Here is a 23,528-nt window from a genome sequence, read left to right on the forward strand (position 1 = left end):
ACTTAACCAAGATGTGTCCATGAAACTATACTAACTCCAGTTATTCAATTAACGCACCCGTAGATTAACAAGCTACTTACAGTACTTTATATTGTTTGTTAAAATACTCGGTCCTAATTTTCCATTTTTCGAATTAGAGAGTCTAACCTGCACGTTTACATTTTCCATTTTTGCTGTGATTAAATCAATTCTTCCAGCCCAAGTTGGACTATACTCTTCTGGAGTAGATAAAGCCTAAAACGCCAACTTATTTCATCTTGTATGAATGCATAGCCTTCATAACTATCGTAATTTCCATAGGTAGATGGTTCTGGAAGGCGGACAGCAAGAATACTTACATTTGTACGGGCGAAGTTCGGTGGATTTAGTTGTACTTTATAAATTAACGCTGTTCCTTTTGCATTTTTCATATTTTTATCAACTGGTTCCAAAACCATACTACAAGGCATAGTAATTGCATTTGCTTGAGTGGGATACATAGTAAAAAAAGAGATAAGGAATATAGCCAAAATAAATTGTCTCTTAATACACCTCTTACAATAACTTTTGGTTAGTCTCCCCGATATTTTGCTAAATTATAATTAGTTCAACTATACTGCTCCATTAGTTGAATAAGAAGGAGAGAACTTTGTTCTCCCAGAGTGTAGAGAAACCTAGTGTTTCTTTGCACTCTTTTTTATTATTTTCTTGATCGAAGGTCAAAATAAAACCATTATACATATCAAAAGACTTCCCCCAACCATCTTGAGGTTTTGGCAGGCTGCAGTCATTAGGGCTTGTTCCTGTACATTTCGAAGCCCCCTCATACGGCAGTAGCGAAGCCCTTGGAGTTCTTTTGAATCCGCGAAGCTTCGCTCTATAGTTTGACTACGTTTTTTATAAAGAAGTTTTCCCGATGGGCTGAGTCGGTTCTTTCGAACCTATTCCTTGTATTTTTCCCATATATGCCGTGTAATGACTTTTTGTTTTTTCTTAGATCTCGTACACTGAGATAAATACGGACAGGTCTTACAGACTTCTGGATTAGATTTGTAATGACGGTACCCATCACGATCTGTTGTACTATATTGTAAAATTTGTTTATTTGGACAAATATACACATCTGTATCCTCAATATAGTCGAACTTCCATTTTGCAAACAATCCTTTCACGGGAGCAAATCTACGATGAGCAATGACTCCAAATATCTTCCGATCATGCAAAGACTTACAAATCGGTGCTGTCAAATAACCCGAATCTAAAGCCACTGCTTCCACATTAAACTTAAATCGTTCGATTTGACGATCTAAACGAGCCACATATGGACTAGAGTCATGAACATTACCGGGTGTAACATGTACATCGGTGATGATGTTATATTTTAGATCAGTTGTTCGATGATCGAGGTAAAAAAATCCTTCCGGCTTATTTTCACGATACATGTAACCACTTTCTGGATCAGTTGTACTTTTCTTGATTTCTTTTTCTTCTACCACATCCTTTTTAGGTTTCAGAGCTTTTTTCCCTTTGGCTCTACGCTCTTCTTGAATAGCTTGATTCAGTTCTTCTTCATATGCTCTCGTGCTTACTTTAACCATCTGTTTTATGTACTTCTTTTTGTTTGCATTGGCTTTCAAGTGAGTGGAGTCAGTCATCAACACACACCCCCCTACCATCCGATGTTTAATCGCCAGCAAAACGATTTCATCGAAGATGTCCTGAAAAACCGTGGTGTTAGCAAATCGAGTTCGTCGATTCCAACTAATTGTTGTATGATCAGGTACCCTTTCACTTAAGTTCAATCCAAGAAACCAGCGATAGGCAATGTTTGTTTGAATTTCTTTTTCTAATTGTCTCTCTGAACGAATACCAAATAGATACCCGATAAACATCATTTTAAAAAGCACAATCGGGTCAATAGAAGGACGACTGTTGGTCTCGCAATAAAAAGGACGAACTTTTTCTGTTATAAAAGAGAAATCAATATAGTGATTGATTTTTTGAAGTAAATGGTCTTGCGGGACTAAATCTTCTATACATATGAATTCGTAAGATATTTGTTTTTCATTATTTGAAGAGAGCATTTTTTATCCGTCCCTTACTGTATGATTACTAATATTATAACAAATTAACGCGGTAATTGATTAAATAAAGAGGGTAGCCCAAATTCACATACAAATAAATGATCGCTTCGATCCGAAATAGGTAATTGGCATACATTTCCTAAAAAACATTTCTTTTTGACATCTACATGACTTCTTTCTTTTGTAAAATGACAGAGGTTAGCCAAGGAGTTGAAATTCTAAATTGCGAGAACAGGAAAGGATTTCCAGCGTTTTTCTGTTCTTAAGACAGACTTCTTGCTTTGGTAAAAAGACAAAAATTCAGCATTAGAAAGAACGATAACTTGGAGGGGTCCTGATGTTTAAAAAGAAGGCAATTCTAGTATTATCCTCTGCCCTATTAATTGGAGCACTACCTGCGACAACTGATGCAGCGGTTATGAAAAAAAATGTGCAAGCTACGTACAATAATGTGAAGGTAAAGCATAATGGCTATGAGATTTCAACCCCTACCGAACCATTTATTGTGAATGGTACAACTTACATTCCAATTCGTATGATGGCAGATGTGTTCAACAAAAATGTTGATTGGGATCAAGCAACTTACACCGTATCTGTAACAGATCGTGATGACCCAACCTTCTCTTCATTGAAATCTCAAATAGCTACCAAAGACGCTAAAATTGCTGATTTGGAAAGAGAATTACGGGATGCTCAAGATGAATTGGATAAAAAAAGCAAAAAGAATAGCAATAGCGACGATTTAGACGATCTTGAATATGATATCCAGAAAAAATATGGAGACTGGGAAGATATTGACTGGGATATTACCTTATACGGTGATGAAGATGATATCGAGATCACGATTGAGTTCGATAGAGACGAGGACGGAGACCTTTACGATGATCTAGATGAGGATGACCTCGAAGATTTTATAACAAAAATTTGTAAGATGGTATGGAAAGATTCTACCTTTGAAGATGCAGACATTACAGGTACCATTACTGATACCGATGAAGATGAAGATTTGTATGATTTCAAAGGAAAAGCATCTACTGGAAAGATTACGCTTACGGAAAACTAATAAAGCTAACATGTTTTATGGCGACCTATTGGGGTCGCCCTTTCTCATTTTAATCTCTTCTCCCCATAAAAAATTCCCCTTTAAGTAACAGGAAGGTACTTCTCTTCCTGGTTACTTAAAGGGGATCATATTAATTATTCAGGATACTTTCTATATGCCCTATCTGAATAGAAATCTTTTATTCCTTTTCAAGATACTCTTTTTTCAGTAACGAAAATATGTGTGAATCAACATACTTTCCTTTGGATTTTTGGTGTTCTCGTAGCAGTCCCTCGTGAATAAAGGAGAGCTTATTTAGAACCATCTTTGAGTTGACATTCTCGGGTTCGACCTTTGCCTCAATTCGATTAAGCTCATATACATCAAATAGATGAAGAAAGCTTATTTGATTGGTTTAATCAGTTGATGTCTGCTATATATAAAAAATGAGCATACTTACTTGTTAGAGGGAATAGTGACTAGCAATTGTGAAACAGCCAGACAAACCAACAATCTACATGAAAATTATGTTAAGATATAGCGTGAGAGAGATGGAGCGGATTATAGCGGATTGAATAGGAGGTATTCTTTTGAGTGAAGTAAAAATATATGGACTGGGTGGTCTTGGAGAAATCGGCAAGAACATGTACTGTGTGGAATACGAAGATGAAATTATCATCATTGATTGCGGTGTCAAATTCCCGGAGACTGAAATGTTCGGAATAGATTTGGTTATTCCTGATGTATCCTACCTCGTTGAGAATCAGAATAAAATCAAAGCAATGGTGTTAACCCATGGGCATGAGGATCATATAGGTGCCATCCCGTATGTCATGAAACAAATCAAAACAACCATTTATGGTGGACGTTTGACTCTCGGCCTTGTTAAGGCAAAATTGGAAGAACATCGCATGCACAACGATGTAAAAATGGAACCAATCTCGGATGAAAGTGTTCTTTCATTTGATCATATGTCTGTCTCATTCTTCCGTACGAACCACAGCATACCTGATTCATTCGGAATTGCAATTGAGACACCGGAAGGAACCGTTGTTCATACAGGTGATTTCAAATTTGATTTAACACCAGTAGGTCACCCAACGGATTTTGCAAAAATAGCAGAATTAGGTCAAAAAGGTGTACTTGCTTTGCTATCCGACAGTACAAACAGTGAGCGTCCTGGCTTCACCATGTCAGAACGAACTGTAGGGGAGAGCATCGCAGAAGTAGTAGGGAAAGCAAAGGGAAGAATCATACTAGCTACCTTTGCCTCTAATGTGCATCGTTTGCAACAGGTGGTTGATGCAGCGGTAATAGACAATCGTAAAATAGCAGTAATTGGAAGAAGTATGGAAAAAGCTTTTTTAATCGGTCAGGAATTGGGTTATATTCAGGTTCCTGAAGGTGTACTGATTGATATCAAAACGATTGATAATTATACAGATAATCAAGTCCTTATTATCTGTACAGGTAGTCAAGGGGAACCGATGGCTGCATTGACCAGAATTGCCTCCGGATCGCATCGATCTGTGCAAATATATCCGGAAGACACTGTCATTATTTCTGCTTCACCTATACCAGGTAATGCTGTTAATGTGAGTCGCATTATAGATAAGTTGTATCGGGCGGGGGCAAATGTGGTACAAAGCTCTGTATTTGACATTCATGCTTCCGGACATGGCAGCAGTGAGGAATTACGTCTCATGCTTAGCTTTATTCAGCCAAAAAACTTTATCCCTATACACGGAGAATATCGGATGCTGAAGCGTCATGGCTTGCTGGCTGAGCAGGTAGGAGTAGAGCCGGAGAATATTTTTATTGTAGATAATGGTGAAGTTATTTCCTGTACGCGAGAGGGTGCTCGTGTAACGGAAAAAGTACAGGCTGGCGTTGTACTAATTGACGGAAGTGGAATTGGTGATGTAGGGAATATTGTGCTGCGTGATCGTAAGCATTTGGCAGAAGACGGATTAATGGTCGTCGTAGTTAGCATCGACATGAAACAGTTTAAACTGTTAACAGGTCCTGACATCGTAAGCCGTGGATTTGTCTATGTACGTGGTTCAGAGTCGCTGATTCAGGAGGCGACAGTCCTGGTAAAACAAAAATTGTTGGAAACACTTGACCGGAAAGTACGTGAGTGGTCTGAATTGAAATCGCAGATTAATCAGGTGTTAAAGCCATTTATTTTTGAAAAAACAGGCCGAAATCCAATGATTTTAACAATCGTCATGGAAGTGTAGCACATTTTTCCTGCACTTACATGCACTACAAGTATTTGAAAAGGTATTCTCTGCCAAGGAGAATAGGTATAATAGAAGAAATGGTTTTAAAGGAGAGTTGAACAGTATGATGTCATATGAAGCATATATGAATCAGGTTATTCAACCGATGCGCAATGAATTAACCAGCGTCGGTTTTCAGGAATTACGTACACCAGAAGAGGTTACCGAAACCTTTGATAACATGAAAGGTACAGCTTTGGTTGTAGTTAACTCTGTATGTGGCTGTGCAGCAGGTCTTGCTCGTCCGGCAGCAATTTACTCATTGCGTCATGAGGTGAAACCAGACAATATCTATACCGTGTTTGCGGGCCAGGATAAAGAAGCAACTGTAAAAGCTCGTGAGTATTTCGAAGGCTATCCACCATCCTCTCCATCTTATGCACTTTTAAAAGATGGCAAGCTGGTATCAATGGTTGAACGTTATCAAATCGAAGGTAGCGACTTGGAAGCAATTGCGAAATTGTTGACAGATGCTTACGATCAAAACTGCAAATAAGTAGTTCAAAGCCCCCTTGCCACGTTGTTGGCGAGGGGGTTTTGTCATTGTAAGTAGGAAATGCATATCTACAATTGTAGAAATGCAGAAGAAAGCAAGTCTTACAGTGAATACTTCGTTTTTAGCTTCCTAGGGTGAATAGTGTGGAGCGGACAGTTCAACTCCTTGCAGGGCGTAGACCCTAGCGAAGAGTGAAAAGAGAAGCTGGTTTTCTCCACGACAGTAGGTAGAAGACAATCTTGTAAGGTATGTACAGCTCAGCAATTTAGAATCACAACAAGGAACCTCTTCCCTCACCCTAGTCATATGATGGGGGGAGCGGAGGTGAAAAGAGATAATGAGCTGGATACCGCTGTTGCTTGTTTCACTAGCCATCAGTCTGGATGGCTTTGGAGTTGGGCTTTCCTACGGATTACGCAGAATGAAATTACCGTTCTTTTCATTTTTGGTAATCGGGGGCTGTTCGTTTCTCGTGATTTTTTTCTCCATGAGCATAGGAAGCTGGTTACAAGCATGGGTTCCACCGAATTATAGTTCGAAAATCGGAGCTGCTGTCCTTATTATCATTGGTGGGCTTACGATCTGGAAAATGGTAGGTCAACGTAAAGAACAGTTTGAACTGAATAAAGGGGTAGATAAACAGGGGAGTGGAAAAAAAGAAGCTTTTCAATGGACAATACACCTGTTTGGGTTAATCATACACATCTTGCGTGACCCGCAGCGTGCAGATGCAGACAAATCAGGTCATATTGTTGGACTGGAAGCAGTTGTACTCGGATTGGCATTATCCTTGGATGCTTTTGGTTCAGGTATCAGTCTTACGTTACTAGGTTTTAATCCATTACTAACCTCTTGTGCAGTTGCGTTAGCTAGTATACTGACTCTTTGGGTAGGGATTACCTTAGGGAGTCGCTTTGCATCAGTAGGGTGGATACAGCGATTATCTTATTTGCCACCCCTTTTGTTAATTGGAATTGGCTTATTTAAGATGGGCAAATAAACGATGAAAAGATAGGCTCTCTGTCCTGATATGCTGGGCAGGAGCTTATCTTTTTACGTGCGAGCATTACTATGACAAACATCCGTTTATTCTTTTACAGACTAGAAGAGGCTTGCTGACTTCTAAAATTATCATCTGATCTGCGCTGCAGGCTGGCATGGACGGTAAGCAGTAGGGTGGCTATGACAGCACCTATTACTCCAATGAGCTGAACTGGTTCAATTCCGCCATGATCATATGTATTACCCATAATTAAGGGGCCTAATAGACGACCCACGCTGGCAATGGAGCCAACAATGCCTAAATAGAACGGAGCATTCTCTCGAGCATTTTCCGTAATGAAGGAGGGAACAGCAGGAGCTTTTAACATTTCTCCAAAAGTAGCAATTGCCATAGATATGACGATCAGCGTATAGTTGTGCCACAGGAGCATAAGTAGCATGGCAATGGAATAAAACAGCCCGCTCGCAATCATTTGCGAGGTGAGGGATGGCGCTAGATACTTTTTTATCAAATAGGTAACGGGCTGACCGACTAAGATAATAATCCCATTCAGTGTCCAGAGGAGACTGTAAGCCGCAGGACTCATCCCTTGATCATTTAGATAAGGGGCAATCCCCATACTCCAGACGGATAGCCCTAACCATAACATCATAGAGCCGAGTCCTAGAAACAGATACAATCGAATGTTTTTCAATAAAGAGAAGGTTTCTTTTCGAGAAAGGGACGATCTGGCATCCACTGTCAATTCATCGAAGGATTGCTGCTCGCCTACTCGACGTAAGAACCAGGAAAGAAAGAAAGCGAAAAATAGCGTCGTGATAAAGGTAATACCGTATGAAAGGTTGAAAGATATGGCTGCTAACAATCCACCTAGGCTGCTCCCGATTGCCATACCCACATTGTTACTCACATAAATGACATTAAATAGTTCTCTGCTTTGCTCACGCCAACGGAAGCCGATAAATGATTGAATGGCTGGAAAGAATAAAGCATTTGCGAATCCAAACAAAAACATGAGGAGAACGTACACCCACCAAATTTTTATTAAAATAATGCCAAGAAGGATGAGAGCATCGACGAGTAAAACAAGGACTAATAATCGTCTGACCCCTAATCGAAAATAAAGAAATCCACTACAAAATTGACCGATTATTCCGGCTAATGATTGCAAAAGCAGAACCAATCCGGCATCAGCATAACTATGTCCCATTACAAGTTTGACATATAGGGTAGTAAGTGGCCACATCATGGCGCCCCCTATAGAATTCACCATGTTGGCAGCAATAAAGGCATATGCTTCCTTAGGATAACGAGAAAACCAAGTCATGGGTGCACCTCCTAAAATAAGTTCGTGTCGTAAGAATATACCATTGTTTATACTTTGTAAACAAAAAAGTTTAAAAAGTATAAAACATCAGATATATATTCTCCTCATACCGAATGGCTCGTCTGCATAAACATGGTACTAAGTTGATGATGAGCATTGGAGGAGGATCGGAGTGAAGCCGAGCAAACCATGGTACCAAGTATCACTGACGGAATTGACACAAGTAATGAGCAGCGATCTGAAAGAGGGATTGTCGCAGGATGAAGCGGCTGCAAGAAAAATGGAATATGGACTCAATCAGCTTGCGGAAGCGAAAAAAATACCGCTATATGTGGTTTTTATGAATCAGTTCAAGGATTTTATGGTGGGTATTTTGGTAATTGCCACTATCCTTTCTTTTTTTCTCGGCGAATATCTGGATGCTATCACCATTATCGCGATTATCTTTATAAATGGAGTGCTTGGCTTTATTCAGGAAGCACGAGCAGAGAAATCGCTACAAGCCTTAAAACAGATGGCTTCCCCTATGGCAAGAATCATCCGTGAAGGAAAAATGGACATGGTTCCGGCGGCTGTACTGGTACCTGGTGATCTCGTTCTTCTGGAAGCGGGTGATCGTGTACCAGCCGACCTTCGCCTTGTCATTACAAATCGGCTGGAAGTGGAAGAATCTGCATTAACAGGCGAATCGTTACCAGTAACGAAGACTGACAAACCATTACAAGCTAAGCAATCTATTCCACTGGGCGACCAGAAAAATTTAGCATTCATGGGAACTATGATTACAGGTGGGACTGGTAGAGGACTTGTAATCGAGACAGGTATGAAAACAGAGATTGGAAAGATAGCCCACCTTATCAATGAAGCGCCTTCCGTGACAACTCCGCTCCAACACAAATTGGAACAAATGGGCAAATCGCTTGTTTGGATTGCATTAGTTCTAACTTTTGTTGTTATTTTGGCAGGAATTTGGCATGGACAAGAAATTATGACCATGTTTCTGGCTGGTGTTAGTCTGGCTGTAGCAGCTATTCCGGAAGGTTTGCCAGCAATTGTTACGATTGCACTGGCTCTTGGTGTACAACGGATGATTAGGCGAAATGCTATTGTACGCAAGCTTCCTTCTGTAGAAACATTGGGTTGTGCATCCGTTATTTGCTCAGATAAAACTGGAACTCTTACGGAAAATAAGATGACAGTAACAGAGATGTGGCACAGTGGTAAAACTTTTCAGGTTACTGGAAATGGTTATGACCCACAAGGCGAAATCAAGGCTCAAGGAAGACCAGTTAAGGCTAACCTGGACAAAGGACTGCAACACATCTGTGAGATTGCAGAACGGTGCAACAATGCGAAGTTAATTGGTCACAAGCAAAATAGTAATTCTAAGCTGAAGGTAGCTACCCAGCTAAGTAGCTGGCAAGTGATTGGTGATCCCACAGAAGGTGCACTTCTGACGATGGCATACAAAGCTCGTAAAGAAGTAGAAACGATTGAAGAAACAGGAAGTAGGATTGATGAGCTACCATTTGATTCCGATCGGAAAATGATGTCGGTTGTTGAAGAGAGCACTGCTGGTGAAGCTAAGCTTTTAACAAAAGGGGCAGTAGAAGCTTTATTAAAACGGGCTAGCCACATCTATTGGAATGGAGAGATCGTACCTCTTACGAATGCTTATCGTAAAAAAGTGGCAGAAGAAACAGAAGGAATGGCTGCCAAGGCACTTCGTGTACTTGGATTCGCATATAAGCCCTTGTCTGCCTATAAACGGGAGAGTAATTCGGATGGACTGGAAAAAGATCTGATTTTCGTCGGAATGGTGGGAATGATTGATCCACCGAGAGCTCAGGTCAAACCCGCGATTCAGATGTGTCGTCAGGCAGGAATCAAGACCATCATGATTACAGGAGACCATAAAATTACCGCAGAAGCAATTGGCAGACAAGTCGGGCTGATTTATGGAGCAAATAATCAGGTACTAGAGGGAGCAACTATCAATGAAATGAGTGATAGTGAGCTTACTCGCGCTGTGGAAAAGGTTTCCGTCTATGCGCGCGTTTCTCCAGAACATAAATTGAAAATAATAAAAGCATTACAGGAAAACGGACATATCGTGGCGATGACAGGAGATGGTGTAAACGATGCTCCTGCCATCAAGGCATCAGATATCGGGATTGCTATGGGAATCACAGGCACGGATGTTACCAAGGAAGCGGCTTCACTGGTACTTCGAGATGATAACTTTACAACCATCGTTTCTGCTGTAGAAGAAGGGCGAAACATTTATGATAACATTCGCAAATTCATTCGTTATCTTCTAGCATCAAACGTGGGGGAAATCTTGGTTATGTTTTTTGCGATGCTGATGGGGCTTCCTCTTCCGTTATTGCCTATTCAAATTTTGTGGGTAAATCTGGTGACAGATGGCTTGCCAGCTATGGCCTTGGGAGTTGATTCTGCTGAAGGAGATACAATGCAGCAGAAACCTCGCAAGAGAAACGAAAACATCTTTGGCAGAGGTCTAGGGTGGAAAATAATTAGCAGAGGATTCTTGATTGGTCTTATGACCCTAGGTGCTTTTCTCATTGCCTATGAGGAAAACCCCAATGACCTGACTCATGCTCAAACCGTCGCTTTTGCCACCTTGGTATTAGCCCAGCTTATCCATGTGTTTGATTGCAGAAGTGAGTACTCGGTGTTTCATCGTAACCCATTTGAGAACAAATTTTTGGTGTGGGCTGTTTTATCCTCGCTACTCCTTATGCTTGGAGTAATCTATTGGGATGTTATGCAACCAATTTTCAAGACAACGGCTCTTTCATTACGCGACTGGGCGTTAATCTTTGTAGCAGCAGGTATTCCTACCTTTGTGGCAGGAATGGGAGGAGTTCTTAGGTCCAAACAACCAAAGTCAGCTTTATCTTTAAAGTAAGGGGCTCTCTTCAATCCTCTTTTGCATAGGATATGACAGGAGGGGATGCCATGGATATTTTGTATCTTTTAATGGCTCTGGCTTGTTCTTTCCTGGTTTATTTGCTAGAAAAGCGGTGTTGGATTCAACTGCTTAGAACAAGTGACGAAGGTGAATTTCATCAATGGTGCAAGCATTTAGATGAACAAAACATTCATTATTGGGTCAAAAACAGAATGATTCGTGATGGGGAGTCATGGGTAAACATCTACAAGATTATGGTCCCAAAAGAACAAGCGTCCCGTGTTAACACCCCGTAGCTGTATGGATAAGACGGTAAGTAAGGAGTTGGCCATTCGGGTTGGTCGACTCCTTTTCGTGTATACTAACGAAGTAAGTAAGGTAACTCCTAATGGAAAAGAATCGCTACTTGCATTTCATGTAAATCATGTATACTGATACAGGGAGAAACACACTACAAATTTTGACAGGTATTGACAAGGATGGTGAAGTCTGCTTGAATATTCGATTAAAACGTGTCATTTACGTGGTTCTACTACTTTTAGTTGTAATGGCTGCTTACTATGCATTCAAAATTTCTGGTTTTATGACAGAAATACAAAAGCCTAAATTTACAACTAACAATGGCACAGCAAAAGCAAAAGAGCCACCACCTGTCTGGACTGGTACCGAGAGAGTTAACATATTGCTGATGGGGATTGATCAGCGAGATGTAGCACCAGAGGAAACACCTCGTTCTGACAGCATGATGATGGTTAGTATTAATCCTGAAAATAAAACGTATGATTTGTTTTCGGTAATGAGAGATACGTATGTTAAGATTCCGGAACACGGTAAACAAAAGATTAACAATGCCTTAGCGTTAGGCGGACCAGAGCTGGCAATGAAGACAGTCAGTGAATATATTGGACAACCTGTTCATTATTATGTAATAACTGATTTTGAAGGATTTAAAAAACTGATTGACGCCATAGGCGGAGTGGAGATTGATGTTGAGAAAAACATGAAATACTACGATCCAGTGGCGAATGGGAAATATAGCATCGACCTGAAAAAAGGCGTGCAGCAGCTAGATGGGGAGAAAGCTCTGCAATATGTTCGCTTCCGTTATGATGTAATGTCAGACTATACACGTACTGAACGGCAGCGAAAGCTAATTGGTGCTGTTGCGAGTGAGTTGAAATCAACGACAACCATCTTTCAAATTCCAAAGATTTTAGACAGCATTCAACCATACATTCAAACCAATATGTCATCCATGGATATGATTAAATTGGGTTCTCTGGGGATTTCATTACAAGCAAATGGTGAAGGGCATCAGTTACCGCCGATGAACATGTTCCAGGAAAAGAATTTGCCTGGTGGTATAGGGGCATCCCTGGTTCCAGATGTAGAAGCCGTGCAGCGGTATGTGCGTGAACATCTAGAAGATAAGCCGAATGAGAAGGACCAGAATGATGCTAATACTACTAACAGCACGTCTTATAACGATGTAGGCAATCAACGAGTATCGTAATCGTCATAACATGTGGAAAAGATGGCTGCAACAAGCCATCTTTTCTCTCATTTTTCCGTTGACAGAGACTAGCTACTTCCCTTATTCTTAAAGTTGATTATTTAATACCTAGTAATTTTGTAGGAATTCTGACATTTTATATAAATGGCAAAGGGGGCGGTTTTACTCACATGATTAAATTAACGAATATCGTGAAAGAGTTTAAAAATCGATTTGGGACCTTTACTGCCCTGAACGGGGTAGATTTAGACATTCAAAAAGGTGATATTTACGGAATTATTGGATATAGCGGTGCAGGTAAATCTACATTGGTGCGCATGATTAACTTGTTGGAAACTCCAACATCAGGAGAAGTGCTTGTTGGCGATACCCATTTGCACAAATTAACAGCACGGGATTTGCGAAAAGCTAGACGTAAGATTGGAATGGTCTTTCAACATTTTAATTTACTGTGGTCTCGCACCGTCTTAGAAAATGTAGCCTTACCTCTAGAAATAGCTGGTGTTCCAAAATCTGAACATAAGGAACGGGTCAATCAACTGTTAGATCTGGTTGGTCTAACTGATAAGGCCGATATGTATCCGTCCCAATTATCAGGCGGTCAAAAGCAGCGTATTGGGATTGCGCGTGCCCTTGCCAATAATCCTGATGTATTGCTTTGTGACGAGGCGACATCAGCTCTCGATCCAAAGACGACGGACTCCATTCTGGACCTATTAAAGGATATTAATTCGAAGTTGGGACTTACCATTGTTCTGATAACCCATGAGATGCATGTCATAGAGAAAATCTGTGACAAGGTAGCAGTTATGGAGAGCGGTCGTGTGATTGAAGCGGGCGAAGTAGTTGAAGTATTCTCTCATCCGAAAACAACGACGACGAAGGAGTTCTTGAACCAAGTATCGGGTACAGAACAAATATCTGACGAATTTTTGAGCGGTTTAGGAGAAGGAGCCGTTCTTCGTTGTACATTCCTTGGGGGATCAGCCGGTCAAACGGTGATTAGCAGAATGATTACAGATCTGGGTGTACAGGTTAATATACTACAGGGACAGATTAAGCGATTGAAAGAAGTGGCATTCGGCACACTATATGTACAGATTCAAGGTGATGTGGACGCTGAGGCAAAAGCAGTTGCCTATCTGAAAAAGAACGGTGTCATTGTTAATGTAGTTCGTGGTGCAGAAGGAGGTAGTAACTGATTATGGAATTTATAAATACCTATCTGCCCAATGTTGTAACGTTCTGGGATTATATTGTAAAAGCGATTTGGGAAACAGGATACATGGTATCCCTTTCACTGGTGCTGTCTGCTTTGGTTGGAATTCCGTTAGGGGTTTTGTTGGTTATCACGAGTAAAGGTCACCTAAAACCAATGCCAGCTTTGTATCAAGTGCTTAGTATAATTGTTAATATTTTCCGCTCTATTCCATACATTGTACTTATTATCATCCTTATTCCAGTAACGCGTGTCTTGATTAATACATCCATTGGACCGAATGCAGCGATACTCAGTCTTGTTGTGGGGGCGGCACCATTTGTGGCACGTCTGGTTGAAACCTCTATTCGAGAAGTAGATAAGGGTGTAATTGAGGCATCTCAATCAATGGGTGCGACCACCTGGCAGATCATCTATAAGATTTTGCTGCCGGAATCATTACCTGGAATCATATCTGGTGTTACCGTTACTGCAATCAGTCTAGTTGGATTCAGTGCGATGGCAGGGGTTGTCGGAGCAGGTGGATTAGGTGCGATGGCTTATAATTACGGTTTTAATGGGTTTAAAACAGATATTATGATTGTTACGACTGTGTTGCTTATCGTTATGGTTCAGGTCATTCAGATGATTGGAGACGTAATTGCGCGTAAGTTAGATCATCGTTGATATAAGTTGGAAAGAAAAATAGAGGGGGAAGCCAAAAATGAAAAAGATTGTTTCTGCACTACTAGTAGGGTTGCTTGCAGTTGGTCTTACAGCATGCGGTAGCGGAACTGGTGAAAATGCTGGTTCACCACAAGAGGGCGGTTCAAACAAAATTAAAGTTGGAGCTACAGCAGTTCCACATGCAGAAATTCTAAATGAAGTAGTAAAACCGATTCTGGCAAAAGAAAATGTAGAGATGGAAGTCGTCTTGTTCCAAGATTTTGTTCTTCCAAATACGCAGTTGGCAGAAAAACAAATCGATGCTAACTTTTTCCAACACACTCCTTGGTTAGAGAATACCAAAAAGGAAAAAGGGCTTGATCTAGTTGAAGTAGCTGGCGTACACATTGAACCAATGGGTATTTACTCTAACAAATCTAAGGCATATAAAGATTTGAATTCTTTGCCAGCAAATGCAAAAGTTGCTATTACTAGTGCACAGACAGAACATGGTCGTGTTCTAGCACTGCTAGAAAAAGCTGGTCTTCTGAAATTGAAAGATGGCGTAGGCATGAACGGTTCAGTTGCTGATATTGTTGAGAAAAAGATTGAACTAGTAGAGTTGGAGCCAGCGATGCTGCCTCGTTCTATCGATGACAATGCTGTAGATTTAGCGTTAATTAATTCTAACTTTGCCGTACAGGCTGGCTTGAATCCAACCAAAGATGCGATTTTCCTAGAAGAAGGAAAAGATAATCCATATGTTAACGTATTAGTTGCTCGTCCAGATAACAAGGATAGCGAAGCAATTCAAAAACTGGCAAAAGCAATTACTTCACCAGAAGTTCAGAAGTTTATTGAAGAGAAATATAAAGGTGATTTCCTGTTTGTAGGTCAAATGAATTAATAAAATTAGGACGGATAGGCTGTCGATTTCCTCGACAGCCTATTTTTTTATAACTGTGTGTTTATTTTTATTTATTTATCTTGATAATTAATAAAAAATAATTAAATGTGAAAGAAAATTATTTTATAATTTTACAAAAACAGTTATAGTTATGTATATCAGAAAGATTAAGGGGGATTCACATGAAAAAGAATATATTTGTTCTAATGAGTTCTGTATTGGTTCTTGGTGCAGCTCTAGCAGGTTGCGGTGGAAATAGTACGGCTCCAGCTCCAACTGAGCCTGGTAAAGCAGCAGAAGCTCCAAAAGGAGATCCTAAAGTAGTGAAGATAAATCTTCACTCTGAACCTCCAACAGCTGACCCAGGTCTAGCAGAGGATGCCACTTCCGGTGCAGTAATTCGTGCAACCTATGATGGTTTGACTCGTACTGACGCAGAAGCTAAACCACAAAACTCCGTTGCTCAAGATATTAAAATATCAGATGATAAAAAAACATACACATTTACTTTGAGAGATTCCAAGTGGAGCAATGGTGAACCTGTAACTGCTCATGACTTCGAATTCGCATGGAAGCGTGCTTTGAGCAAAGAATTAGCTTCTAACTATGCATACCAATTGTACTATATCAAAAACGGTGAAAAATATAACAAAGGTGAAGTACCAGCTGATCAAGTAGGTATCAAAGCTACTGATGACAAAACTCTTGTAGTTGAGCTGGAAAACCCTACTCCATTCTTCTTGGAGCTAACTTCTTTCTATACGTATTTCCCAGTTAACAAAAAATTGGTTGAGTCTAACAAAACCTGGGCTAATGAAGCAGCAACAATCGTAAGTAACGGTCCTTTCAAAATGACTGAGTGGCAACATAAGAGCAAACTAGTTCTTGAAAAGAACGAACACTATTGGGATAAAGATACAGTAAAACTGGATAAACTTGAGTTCGCAATGGTAGAAGATGAGAACTCTGAACTAGCAATGTTCCAAAATGGTGAATTGGATTGGGCAGGTCACCCGACCGGTATGATACCACTAGATGCGATTAAACCACTAAAAGATTCTAATGAACTAAAAGTAAATCCGAAAGCATCCATCTATTGGTACAAATTTAATACAGATAAAGAACCATTTAACAATGCAAAAATCCGTAAAGCTTTTGCTTATGCAATCAATCGTCAAGAGGTCGTTGATAATGTAACACAAGCTGGTCAGCTTCCTGCATTGGGTATGCTTCCTCCATCCATGGCATACAAGAAAGAAGGATTCTTCAAAGATGGCGATGCTGAAACTGCTAAGAAATTGCTAGAAGAAGGTATGAAAGAAATGGGCTGGAGTAAACTTCCTCCAGTAACTCTATCTTTCAATACTGCTGAGTCTCACAAGAAAATTGCTGAAGCAATTCAAGACCAATGGAAGAAAAATCTAGGTGTAGATGTTAAACTTGAAAACGCTGAGTGGAAAGTATACCTAGACAAACTGCATGAAGGTAACTACCAAGTAGGACGTATGGGATGGAATGCAGACTTTAACGATCCAATCAACTACATCGAAATGTTCAAAGATAAAAAAGGCGGAAACAACGATACAAACTGGGAAAACGCAGAGTACAAACAGCTTGTTAATGATGCTAACAAAGAAACAGACATTGCAAAACGTGCTGATATGTTGAAAAAAGCAGAAGAAATCTTCATGGATGAAATGCCTCTAGCTCCTATCTATTACAGCACTGACACTTGGGTACAAAACCCTAAATTTACTGGAGTTATACTTGACTCTCTTGGTAATATCGACTGGAAATGGGCAGACATTACAAAATAATAAGCTCGGATCTAAAAAGAAGCGCACATGTTGCGCTTCTTTTTTTTAATATATGGTAATGTGATAAAGGCTTTATAAATCATTATTAAAAGTAAATAAATAAAAGATAATTAATTTTTGTTATAAATGTGCACATTCCCATTATAAACAGGGTATATTAAATGCTATATATTCATTATATGTAAACTTTGGGGGGCACATCAATGAAAATGAACAAGAGTTTATTTGTAGTCCTAAGCACTGTGCTGGTATCAGGAACTGTACTAGCAGGTTGTGGCGGAGGATCTGGTGACAGCGCAGGTTCAGGAGAACTAGCACAAGAAATTAGCATCAACTTAAAATCAGAACCACCAACTGCTGACCCGGGATTAGCAGACGACAGTGCTTCTTCTACAATTCTACGTGCTACATTTGATGGCTTAATGCGTCCAGGCTTAGATGGCAAGCTAGCCAATTCTGTAGCAAAAGATTATAAAATGTCTGAAGATGGAAAAACTTATACCTTCACTCTACGTGAGAGCAAATGGTCTAATGGTGAACCAGTAACGGCTAAAGATTTCGAATATGCATGGAAACGTGTTTTGACACCTAAATTGGGTGCAAGTTATGCCTATCAATTATATTATTTGAAAAATGCAGAAGCTTATAACAAAGGACAAGCTAAAGTAGAAGATGTAGGTGTTAAAGCACTAGACGAGCATACTTTAGAAGTAACTTTGGAAAATCCAACTCCATTCTTCCTTGAGTTAACAGCTTTCTACACACTATTCCCTGTTAATGAAAAATTAGTTTCCTCTAATAAGGAATGGGCTAATGAAGCAGCAACACATGTAGGTAACGGACCATTCAAAATGACTGAATGGAAACATAAAAGTAGTATCATCCTTGAGAAAAATGAAAACTACTGGGATGCAGAAAATGTAAAAGTAAACAAGATCAACATGAACATGATCGACGATGAGAGCACTGAGTTGTCTATGTTTGAACAAGGCGAACTTAATTGGGCTGGTCAACCAACAAGTATGATTCCTACTGATGCGATTAAACCTAAGATGGATTCAGGTGAAGCGAATACGCAAGCAAAAGCGGGTATCTACTGGTACAAGTTCAATACAGAAAAAGCACCATTTAACAATGCAAAAATTCGTAAAGCGTTTGCCTATGCAATCGATCGTCAAACAATTGTAGATAACATTACTCAATCTGGACAAATCCCAGCTATGAGTGTATTGCCTCCAACAATGGAGTTAAATAAAGGCGGACTATTTAAAGACTACGATGCTGAAACAGCGAAAAAATTGTTGGAAGAAGGTATGAAAGAAGAGGGATTAACGAAACTACCTCCAATCGAACTATCTTTCAATACAGCTGAAAAACATAAAAAAATTGCAGAAACCATTCAAGACCAATGGAAAAAAGTTCTTGGTGCTAATGTAACATTGGTTAATAAAGAGTGGAAAGTATATGTTGAAGATATGCACAGTGGTAATTACCAAGTAGGACGTATGGGTTGGAACGCAGACTATAACGATCCAATCAGCTTCCTTGATATTTATAAAGACAAAACTGGTGGTAACAACGATACCAAATGGGAAAATGCTAAGTACAAAGAACTGTTAGACAAAGCGTCTGCTGAAACAGATCTGGCAAAACGTAGTGAGTACATGACTGAGGCAGAAAGAATTTTGGTTGATGAAATGCCAATCGTACCAATCTATTTTGACTCTAACTTGTGGTTACAAGATAAAAACCTGAAAAATGTAATTGTAGACCCACTTGGTAACATTGACTTCAAATGGGCTGTAATGGAATAAGATTTTGACTGTAACAGGCTGACATCGCACATGTCAGCCTTTTTTTTCGTTACATATAGGACATATGACCAAACCCCTCCGTCATCTCGGACATAGAGTAAAGGGAACGATCAATTGGAGGGAGGCTGACCATGGACTTAGCAAAATTGTTGAGGCTAGCCCAAGGCGTTAATAAGGAGAAGTTGAAATCGGATGAAGGTATTCGAGATGTTATTAAAGATCTAGCAAGGAAAACAGGCAAAGAAATGACAAGAAAGGACCTAGATAATTACGTGGCCCAGGTAAAAAAGGTAATGAAGCAAAAAGACATTGGTGGCATGTTAGATCAATTAAAACGTAAAGGGTTTGATAAAAACGATCTGGATACAATTCGTAGAAATCTGAAAAAGTAGGGAGGGACTTCCCATAACCAGAAAACTTGCTCCAAAAAGGCGCAGTCCAACCGAATCTCAAGAATTGGGACGAATGATTACGACGATGCAGCAAGATCAGCAAGCCTATGTCCAAAAGGAGATGGCGCAAATTCGTCAGGAAATCATGGAACTAAAAAGCATGCTTAGTCGCCTTCGCGCTGCTTCCCACCAACAATCTGAGCCACAATTTCAAAATCCAATAACCAGGCTTCTTTTCCCTAGAAGACGTCGTCCGGAACCCACAATCATAGTCGAAGAAGCTCCAAAGCCTAAGCCAGCAATTAATTTGGAACAAATGCTACCACTACTACCCCAGCTTGGTTCCATGATGCCCCAGCTTACGTCTGTAATGCCACAGATGAAAAACATAAATTTGAAGGATACGATGCAATTGTTATCCAATCCAGCTGTAACAGGAATGATGCAGCAACTAATTGGTGGTATGACAAAAGAAGCAGATGGAAAAGCAACGCAGTCGAAAAAAAAATAAAAGAAAACAAGGAAGAAGCTGATTGTAATTCTTATGTAAGGAGACAATCAGCTTTTTCTTGTTAATTCAGAAAAGTAAAATAATCCTATAAAGGCTTATTTTGTCATTTTATTTTGGTAAAATGAAATTGTTGCCAAAAAAATGGTTAAGTAGGACTAAAATCCTATAAACTTTTTTTCGACAAGTCACGTCTATAAGATGAACAGCTAGGTAAAGGGAGGAAAAAAGTTGAAAAAGTTTGTGTTAGGCGTACTTGCCCTAGGAAGTTTTTTATGGTTGGGACCACAGGGTACAGATGCCGTGGCGCAAGCGGCTGTTGCCAATGACATCAATCTACGGATTGAAGGTAAGGTAGTTCAAACAGAAGTGCCACCAAGTATGTCTAATGGTCGGACGCTTGTACCAGTTCGTGTTGTCGCTGAAGGTTTAGGAGCAGATGTCGATTGGAATCAAAAAGAAAGGAAAGCGACCATTACCAAGGATGGCAGAACAATTGTTTTGCAAACAAAAAGTAAAAAAGCCTACATAGACGGTAAATTGCACAACCTGGATGCTGTTCCCGAGTTGGTAAATAACCGTATGTTGCTACCATTACGGTTTGTTGGTGAGGCTTTAGGTACAAATATTGGTTGGGATAACGACACTCGTACTGTTCTGGCTAATGAGCCGATTGTGGCTGTGGTTAATGGAGAAGCATTGCCTGCAAGTGAGCAATTATATCGCTGGGATGACAAAGTGTTACTTCCCGTTAAGGCAGTTGCGGACAAGCTTGGAGTAAAACAGGAAGATATTTGGAATAAAGCTACGTTCAAAAAGAATATCGATTCTAACACACCTGTTGTTTCTCTGGAGGATATAGAGTCAAGTCTTAAGTTGGATGTTGTCAAATGGGACAAGGACCGTAACCAAGTTATTATCCAGAAGGTTAACAAATTACAGGATGTATATGTGGAAAAAACAGATATTCATGTAGCAACTTCTTCTCCCGTCGTTCCTAAAGCAAGTGTTTTACAAGACCCGTATCGAATTGTTTTGGATTTACCATCAACAGAATTATCGTCTTCTTTGCGTGAAGGACTGTCTACCGGGGATATAAAAGAAGTGAAGGTACCTATGACAGACGATTACACGTATGATTTATGGAATGAAACAGGTGAGAGTAAGGAACCACTTATTCGTACAGTCCGGTACAGTCAATATCAATCTAATCCGCATGTTGTTCGAGTTGTTGTAGAATTGAGCCGTGCAGGTGATTATGATATCGTAAACACAAATGAAGGCTTCACGCTGAAAGTGAAAGAAAAGCCAGCAAAAGGGAAGTTCACTATCGTGGTTGATGCTGGTCACGGGGGATCGGACGTCGGTGCAATAGGGACACAAGGAAATTATGAAAAGGACTTCACTCTTGCTGTGTCGAATTACTTGATAGACTACCTGAAAAAGCACAAAGACTTTGAGGTAATTGCTACTCGAACTACCGATGTATATCCATCCTTGCAAAAACGAGTTGAGATTGCAAACAATGCTGGAGCTGATATGTTCATCTCTATCCATGCCAACTCTTTTAGTCCAACAACTCAGGGTACTGAAACATACTATTATAATCAAAATAGTTCAGATCTTGCCAAAGTTGTTCATAAGCATTTGGTGAATGCAACAGGCTTCCCGGATCGCAAAGTAAAACAAAGCGGATTTTACGTCATTAAGAATACCAAGATGCCGGCGGTCTTGACAGAGACAGGCTTCCTCAGCAACTCCTATGAAAATTCAAAGTTAATGTCGCCGCAATTTCAGGATAAAGTAGCCAAAGCACTTGCTGATGCTATCGTCGAATACTATCAGACCTATTAGTAAAGGGAGGCAGATTCGCCATGAAACGTGTAGCGATTCTCATGTGCGCACTCTTAACCATTTTCGCAGTGGCATGTGGACGTGGTAATGCGCCAGAAACAACTACGCCAGAGGTACCACCGGGAGTGGAGGTACCGTCTAATAATGGTGCACAAACCGAGCAGCCAGTCACTGATAAAGAAGTTACATTACCATTGAAGGTTTATTATGCCGATGGCGATCTAACCCAGCTGATTGAAGAGCAACAAGAGATTGTAAAGCCAAAAAAAGATGAAGACAAATATGCAAAAGCAATGGAGTTATTAGAAAAACCAAAGAAGGAAACCAATTTTCCGCTTTGGAAAAATTTTCAATATCACTCTATTACATTTAACAATGGTACATTGACTATCGATTGTAAGAGCACGAACCAGTACAATCTTGGTTCAAGTGGCGAAGCATTTGCCATTGATGCTCTCAAACAAACAATGTTCCAATTCTCGGAAGTAAAAGAGATTAATATTCTTGTAGATGGGAAACCGACAGAGTCTCTCATGGGACATGTATCTTTTACCAATCCCATAACTCGTGAATCTTAGTAAGAAACCTGACAGGTATTAGAAAGCGGTGGGCTTAAAGCTCACCGCTTTTATGTTGTAATCACGTATAAGATAAAGTGCAAATCTATTGAGTTACGTCCGCCTGCGATCAGTAGCCAGAAATGTAATGCAATAAAGTATGACTTAAAGAAAACTTTACATTATCCATACATCATCTTCATGTGTATGAGGTAAAGTTGCTCTAGAAGCGATGAGAGGAGTTGAAGCTCTAGCATGATTACTGTGGAGCAACTTCATGTATATTATGGCCTTACCCATGCGATCAAAGATATAAACATGCATATGCAGGAAAAAACAATTACTGCATTGATTGGTCCATCAGGATGCGGAAAGTCAACATTTTTACGCACACTTAACCGAATGAACGATATGATTCCCCAAATAAAGATTAAAGGTAGTATTAAAATAAGTGATAAAAATATATACGATCCTTCGTGGGATATAGAACAATTACGGAAACGTGTTGGAATGGTTTTTCAAAAGCCTACCCCGTTTCCAAAAAGCATTTATGAAAACATTACCTATGGTCCAAAACTTCATGGGGTTACAGATCGAGCTACTTTGGAGGAAATTGTTGTTTCCAGTCTAAAAAAAGCAGCTTTGTGGGATGAAGTAAAGGATGTTCTAAACAAGCCTGCTACAGGCTTGTCAGGTGGACAGCAACAACGATTATGTATTGCTCGAGCACTTGCTGTTGAGCCGGAAGTTATTTTGCTGGATGAACCAACTTCTGCATTGGACCCGATTGCCACTGCTAAAATTGAGGAACTTTTAGCCGAGTTGAAGGAAAATTACACTCTGGTAATGGTTACCCACAATATGCAGCAAGCAGCACGTATTTCTGATCGAACTGCCTTCTTCCTACAAGGAGAGAATATTGAATACAACGATACAACAGAGATCTTTGAAAATCCTCAAGATAAACGGCTTCAGGACTATATTTCAGGACGGTTTGGATAAAAGAGCGGCTAATAAGTCGTTCTTTTTTTTAGGTGCAGGTAAGTTTTGTCTGTATCAAGGGAAGAACAGTGTTCAGTACTCTATCCGTGCAAATTCATAGATTCCCACCATAGCGAGCATATAGTATACTGAATTTAATTAAGATTCAT

At 39.9% G+C, this 23,528-nt stretch carries 18 protein-coding genes and 2 pseudogenes; 17 read left to right on the plus strand and 3 right to left on the minus strand.

Annotated elements, in window-relative coordinates; translation table 11 throughout:
* Positions 1 to 72: 72 nt before the first annotated feature.
* Together LM917_RS22180 and LM917_RS22185 are read right to left on the minus strand one after the other, a co-directional pair.
* Positions 73 to 479, minus strand: a pseudogene (locus tag LM917_RS22180) (YoqH family protein).
* A 219-nt stretch (positions 480 to 698) separates the two neighbouring features.
* Positions 699 to 2,063 (minus strand): annotated as a pseudogene (locus LM917_RS22185) (IS1182 family transposase).
* Between the two features lie 337 nt (positions 2,064 to 2,400).
* On the opposite strand from LM917_RS22185, the gene LM917_RS22190 reads away from it, so the two are divergent.
* From LM917_RS22190 to ytaF, 4 genes are all read left to right on the plus strand, one after another.
* On the plus strand, positions 2,401 to 3,126 hold the full coding sequence (locus LM917_RS22190; RefSeq protein WP_232699896.1) for a copper amine oxidase N-terminal domain-containing protein: 726 nt from the start codon (positions 2,401 to 2,403) through the stop codon (positions 3,124 to 3,126).
* A gap of 569 nt (positions 3,127 to 3,695) precedes the next feature.
* Positions 3,696 to 5,348 carry a ribonuclease J1 gene (gene rnjA, locus LM917_RS22195; RefSeq protein ID WP_255668518.1) on the plus strand — a complete coding sequence of 551 codons (1,653 nt, stop codon included), beginning with the start codon at positions 3,696 to 3,698 and terminating at the stop codon, positions 5,346 to 5,348.
* A gap of 106 nt (positions 5,349 to 5,454) precedes the next feature.
* Entirely contained in the window at positions 5,455 to 5,886 is a 432-nt protein-coding gene (locus tag LM917_RS22200; RefSeq protein ID WP_232699897.1) for a BrxA/BrxB family bacilliredoxin, read from the plus strand.
* 337 nt (positions 5,887 to 6,223) lie between these two features.
* On the plus strand, positions 6,224 to 6,886 hold the full coding sequence (gene ytaF / locus LM917_RS22205) for a sporulation membrane protein YtaF (RefSeq protein ID WP_232699898.1): 663 nt from the start codon (positions 6,224 to 6,226) through the stop codon (positions 6,884 to 6,886).
* A gap of 94 nt (positions 6,887 to 6,980) precedes the next feature.
* Here ytaF and LM917_RS22210 read toward each other — a convergent pair whose 3' ends face one another.
* The gene (locus LM917_RS22210; protein ID WP_232699899.1) at positions 6,981 to 8,216 is read right to left on the minus strand and encodes an MFS transporter; all 1,236 of its coding nucleotides are present in this window, start codon (positions 8,214 to 8,216) and stop codon (positions 6,981 to 6,983) included.
* Positions 8,217 to 8,382: 166 nt separating this feature from the next.
* Between LM917_RS22210 and LM917_RS22215 the strand changes: the two genes are divergently transcribed.
* The 13 genes from LM917_RS22215 (at position 8,383) to pstB (ending at position 23,379) form a co-directional block, all read left to right on the plus strand.
* Complete coding sequence (locus LM917_RS22215; protein WP_232699946.1) at positions 8,383 to 11,148, plus strand: calcium-translocating P-type ATPase, SERCA-type; 2,766 nt, start codon at positions 8,383 to 8,385, stop codon at positions 11,146 to 11,148.
* 50 nt (positions 11,149 to 11,198) lie between these two features.
* Positions 11,199 to 11,447 (plus strand): hypothetical protein, encoded by a 249-nt coding sequence (locus LM917_RS22220; protein ID WP_232699900.1) that lies wholly within the window; start codon positions 11,199 to 11,201, stop codon positions 11,445 to 11,447.
* A gap of 197 nt (positions 11,448 to 11,644) precedes the next feature.
* Positions 11,645 to 12,664, plus strand: a complete 1,020-nt coding sequence (locus LM917_RS22225; RefSeq protein ID WP_232699901.1) for an LCP family protein — start codon at positions 11,645 to 11,647, stop codon at positions 12,662 to 12,664.
* A gap of 170 nt (positions 12,665 to 12,834) precedes the next feature.
* Positions 12,835 to 13,866: a methionine ABC transporter ATP-binding protein gene (locus LM917_RS22230; RefSeq protein WP_232699902.1), complete on the plus strand. Its 1,032-nt coding sequence runs from the start codon at positions 12,835 to 12,837 to the stop codon at positions 13,864 to 13,866.
* Positions 13,867 to 13,868: 2 nt separating this feature from the next.
* Positions 13,869 to 14,549 (plus strand): methionine ABC transporter permease, encoded by a 681-nt coding sequence (locus LM917_RS22235; RefSeq protein WP_232699903.1) that lies wholly within the window; start codon positions 13,869 to 13,871, stop codon positions 14,547 to 14,549.
* 37 nt (positions 14,550 to 14,586) lie between these two features.
* Positions 14,587 to 15,435, plus strand: coding sequence for a MetQ/NlpA family ABC transporter substrate-binding protein (locus tag LM917_RS22240; RefSeq protein ID WP_232699904.1), 849 nt, complete (start codon positions 14,587 to 14,589; stop codon positions 15,433 to 15,435).
* A 182-nt stretch (positions 15,436 to 15,617) separates the two neighbouring features.
* Positions 15,618 to 17,252: a peptide ABC transporter substrate-binding protein gene (locus LM917_RS22245; RefSeq protein WP_232699905.1), complete on the plus strand. Its 1,635-nt coding sequence runs from the start codon at positions 15,618 to 15,620 to the stop codon at positions 17,250 to 17,252.
* A 209-nt stretch (positions 17,253 to 17,461) separates the two neighbouring features.
* Positions 17,462 to 19,066 (plus strand): peptide ABC transporter substrate-binding protein, encoded by a 1,605-nt coding sequence (locus LM917_RS22250; protein WP_232699947.1) that lies wholly within the window; start codon positions 17,462 to 17,464, stop codon positions 19,064 to 19,066.
* A 131-nt stretch (positions 19,067 to 19,197) separates the two neighbouring features.
* Positions 19,198 to 19,458 carry a stage VI sporulation protein F gene (locus LM917_RS22255; protein WP_232699906.1) on the plus strand — a complete coding sequence of 87 codons (261 nt, stop codon included), beginning with the start codon at positions 19,198 to 19,200 and terminating at the stop codon, positions 19,456 to 19,458.
* 73 nt (positions 19,459 to 19,531) lie between these two features.
* Entirely contained in the window at positions 19,532 to 19,969 is a 438-nt protein-coding gene (locus LM917_RS22260; protein ID WP_232699907.1) for a hypothetical protein, read from the plus strand.
* A gap of 228 nt (positions 19,970 to 20,197) precedes the next feature.
* The gene (locus tag LM917_RS22265; RefSeq protein WP_232699908.1) at positions 20,198 to 21,820 is read left to right on the plus strand and encodes an N-acetylmuramoyl-L-alanine amidase family protein; all 1,623 of its coding nucleotides are present in this window, start codon (positions 20,198 to 20,200) and stop codon (positions 21,818 to 21,820) included.
* Between the two features lie 20 nt (positions 21,821 to 21,840).
* Complete coding sequence (locus LM917_RS22270; RefSeq protein ID WP_232699909.1) at positions 21,841 to 22,398, plus strand: GerMN domain-containing protein; 558 nt, start codon at positions 21,841 to 21,843, stop codon at positions 22,396 to 22,398.
* 234 nt (positions 22,399 to 22,632) lie between these two features.
* Positions 22,633 to 23,379, plus strand: a complete 747-nt coding sequence (gene pstB, locus LM917_RS22275) for a phosphate ABC transporter ATP-binding protein PstB (RefSeq protein ID WP_232699910.1) — start codon at positions 22,633 to 22,635, stop codon at positions 23,377 to 23,379.
* Positions 23,380 to 23,528 lie beyond the last annotated feature (149 nt).

The organism is Brevibacillus daliensis, assembly GCF_021245735.1.
GTDB classification, from domain to species: Bacteria; Bacillota; Bacilli; order Brevibacillales; family Brevibacillaceae; genus Brevibacillus_B; species Brevibacillus_B daliensis.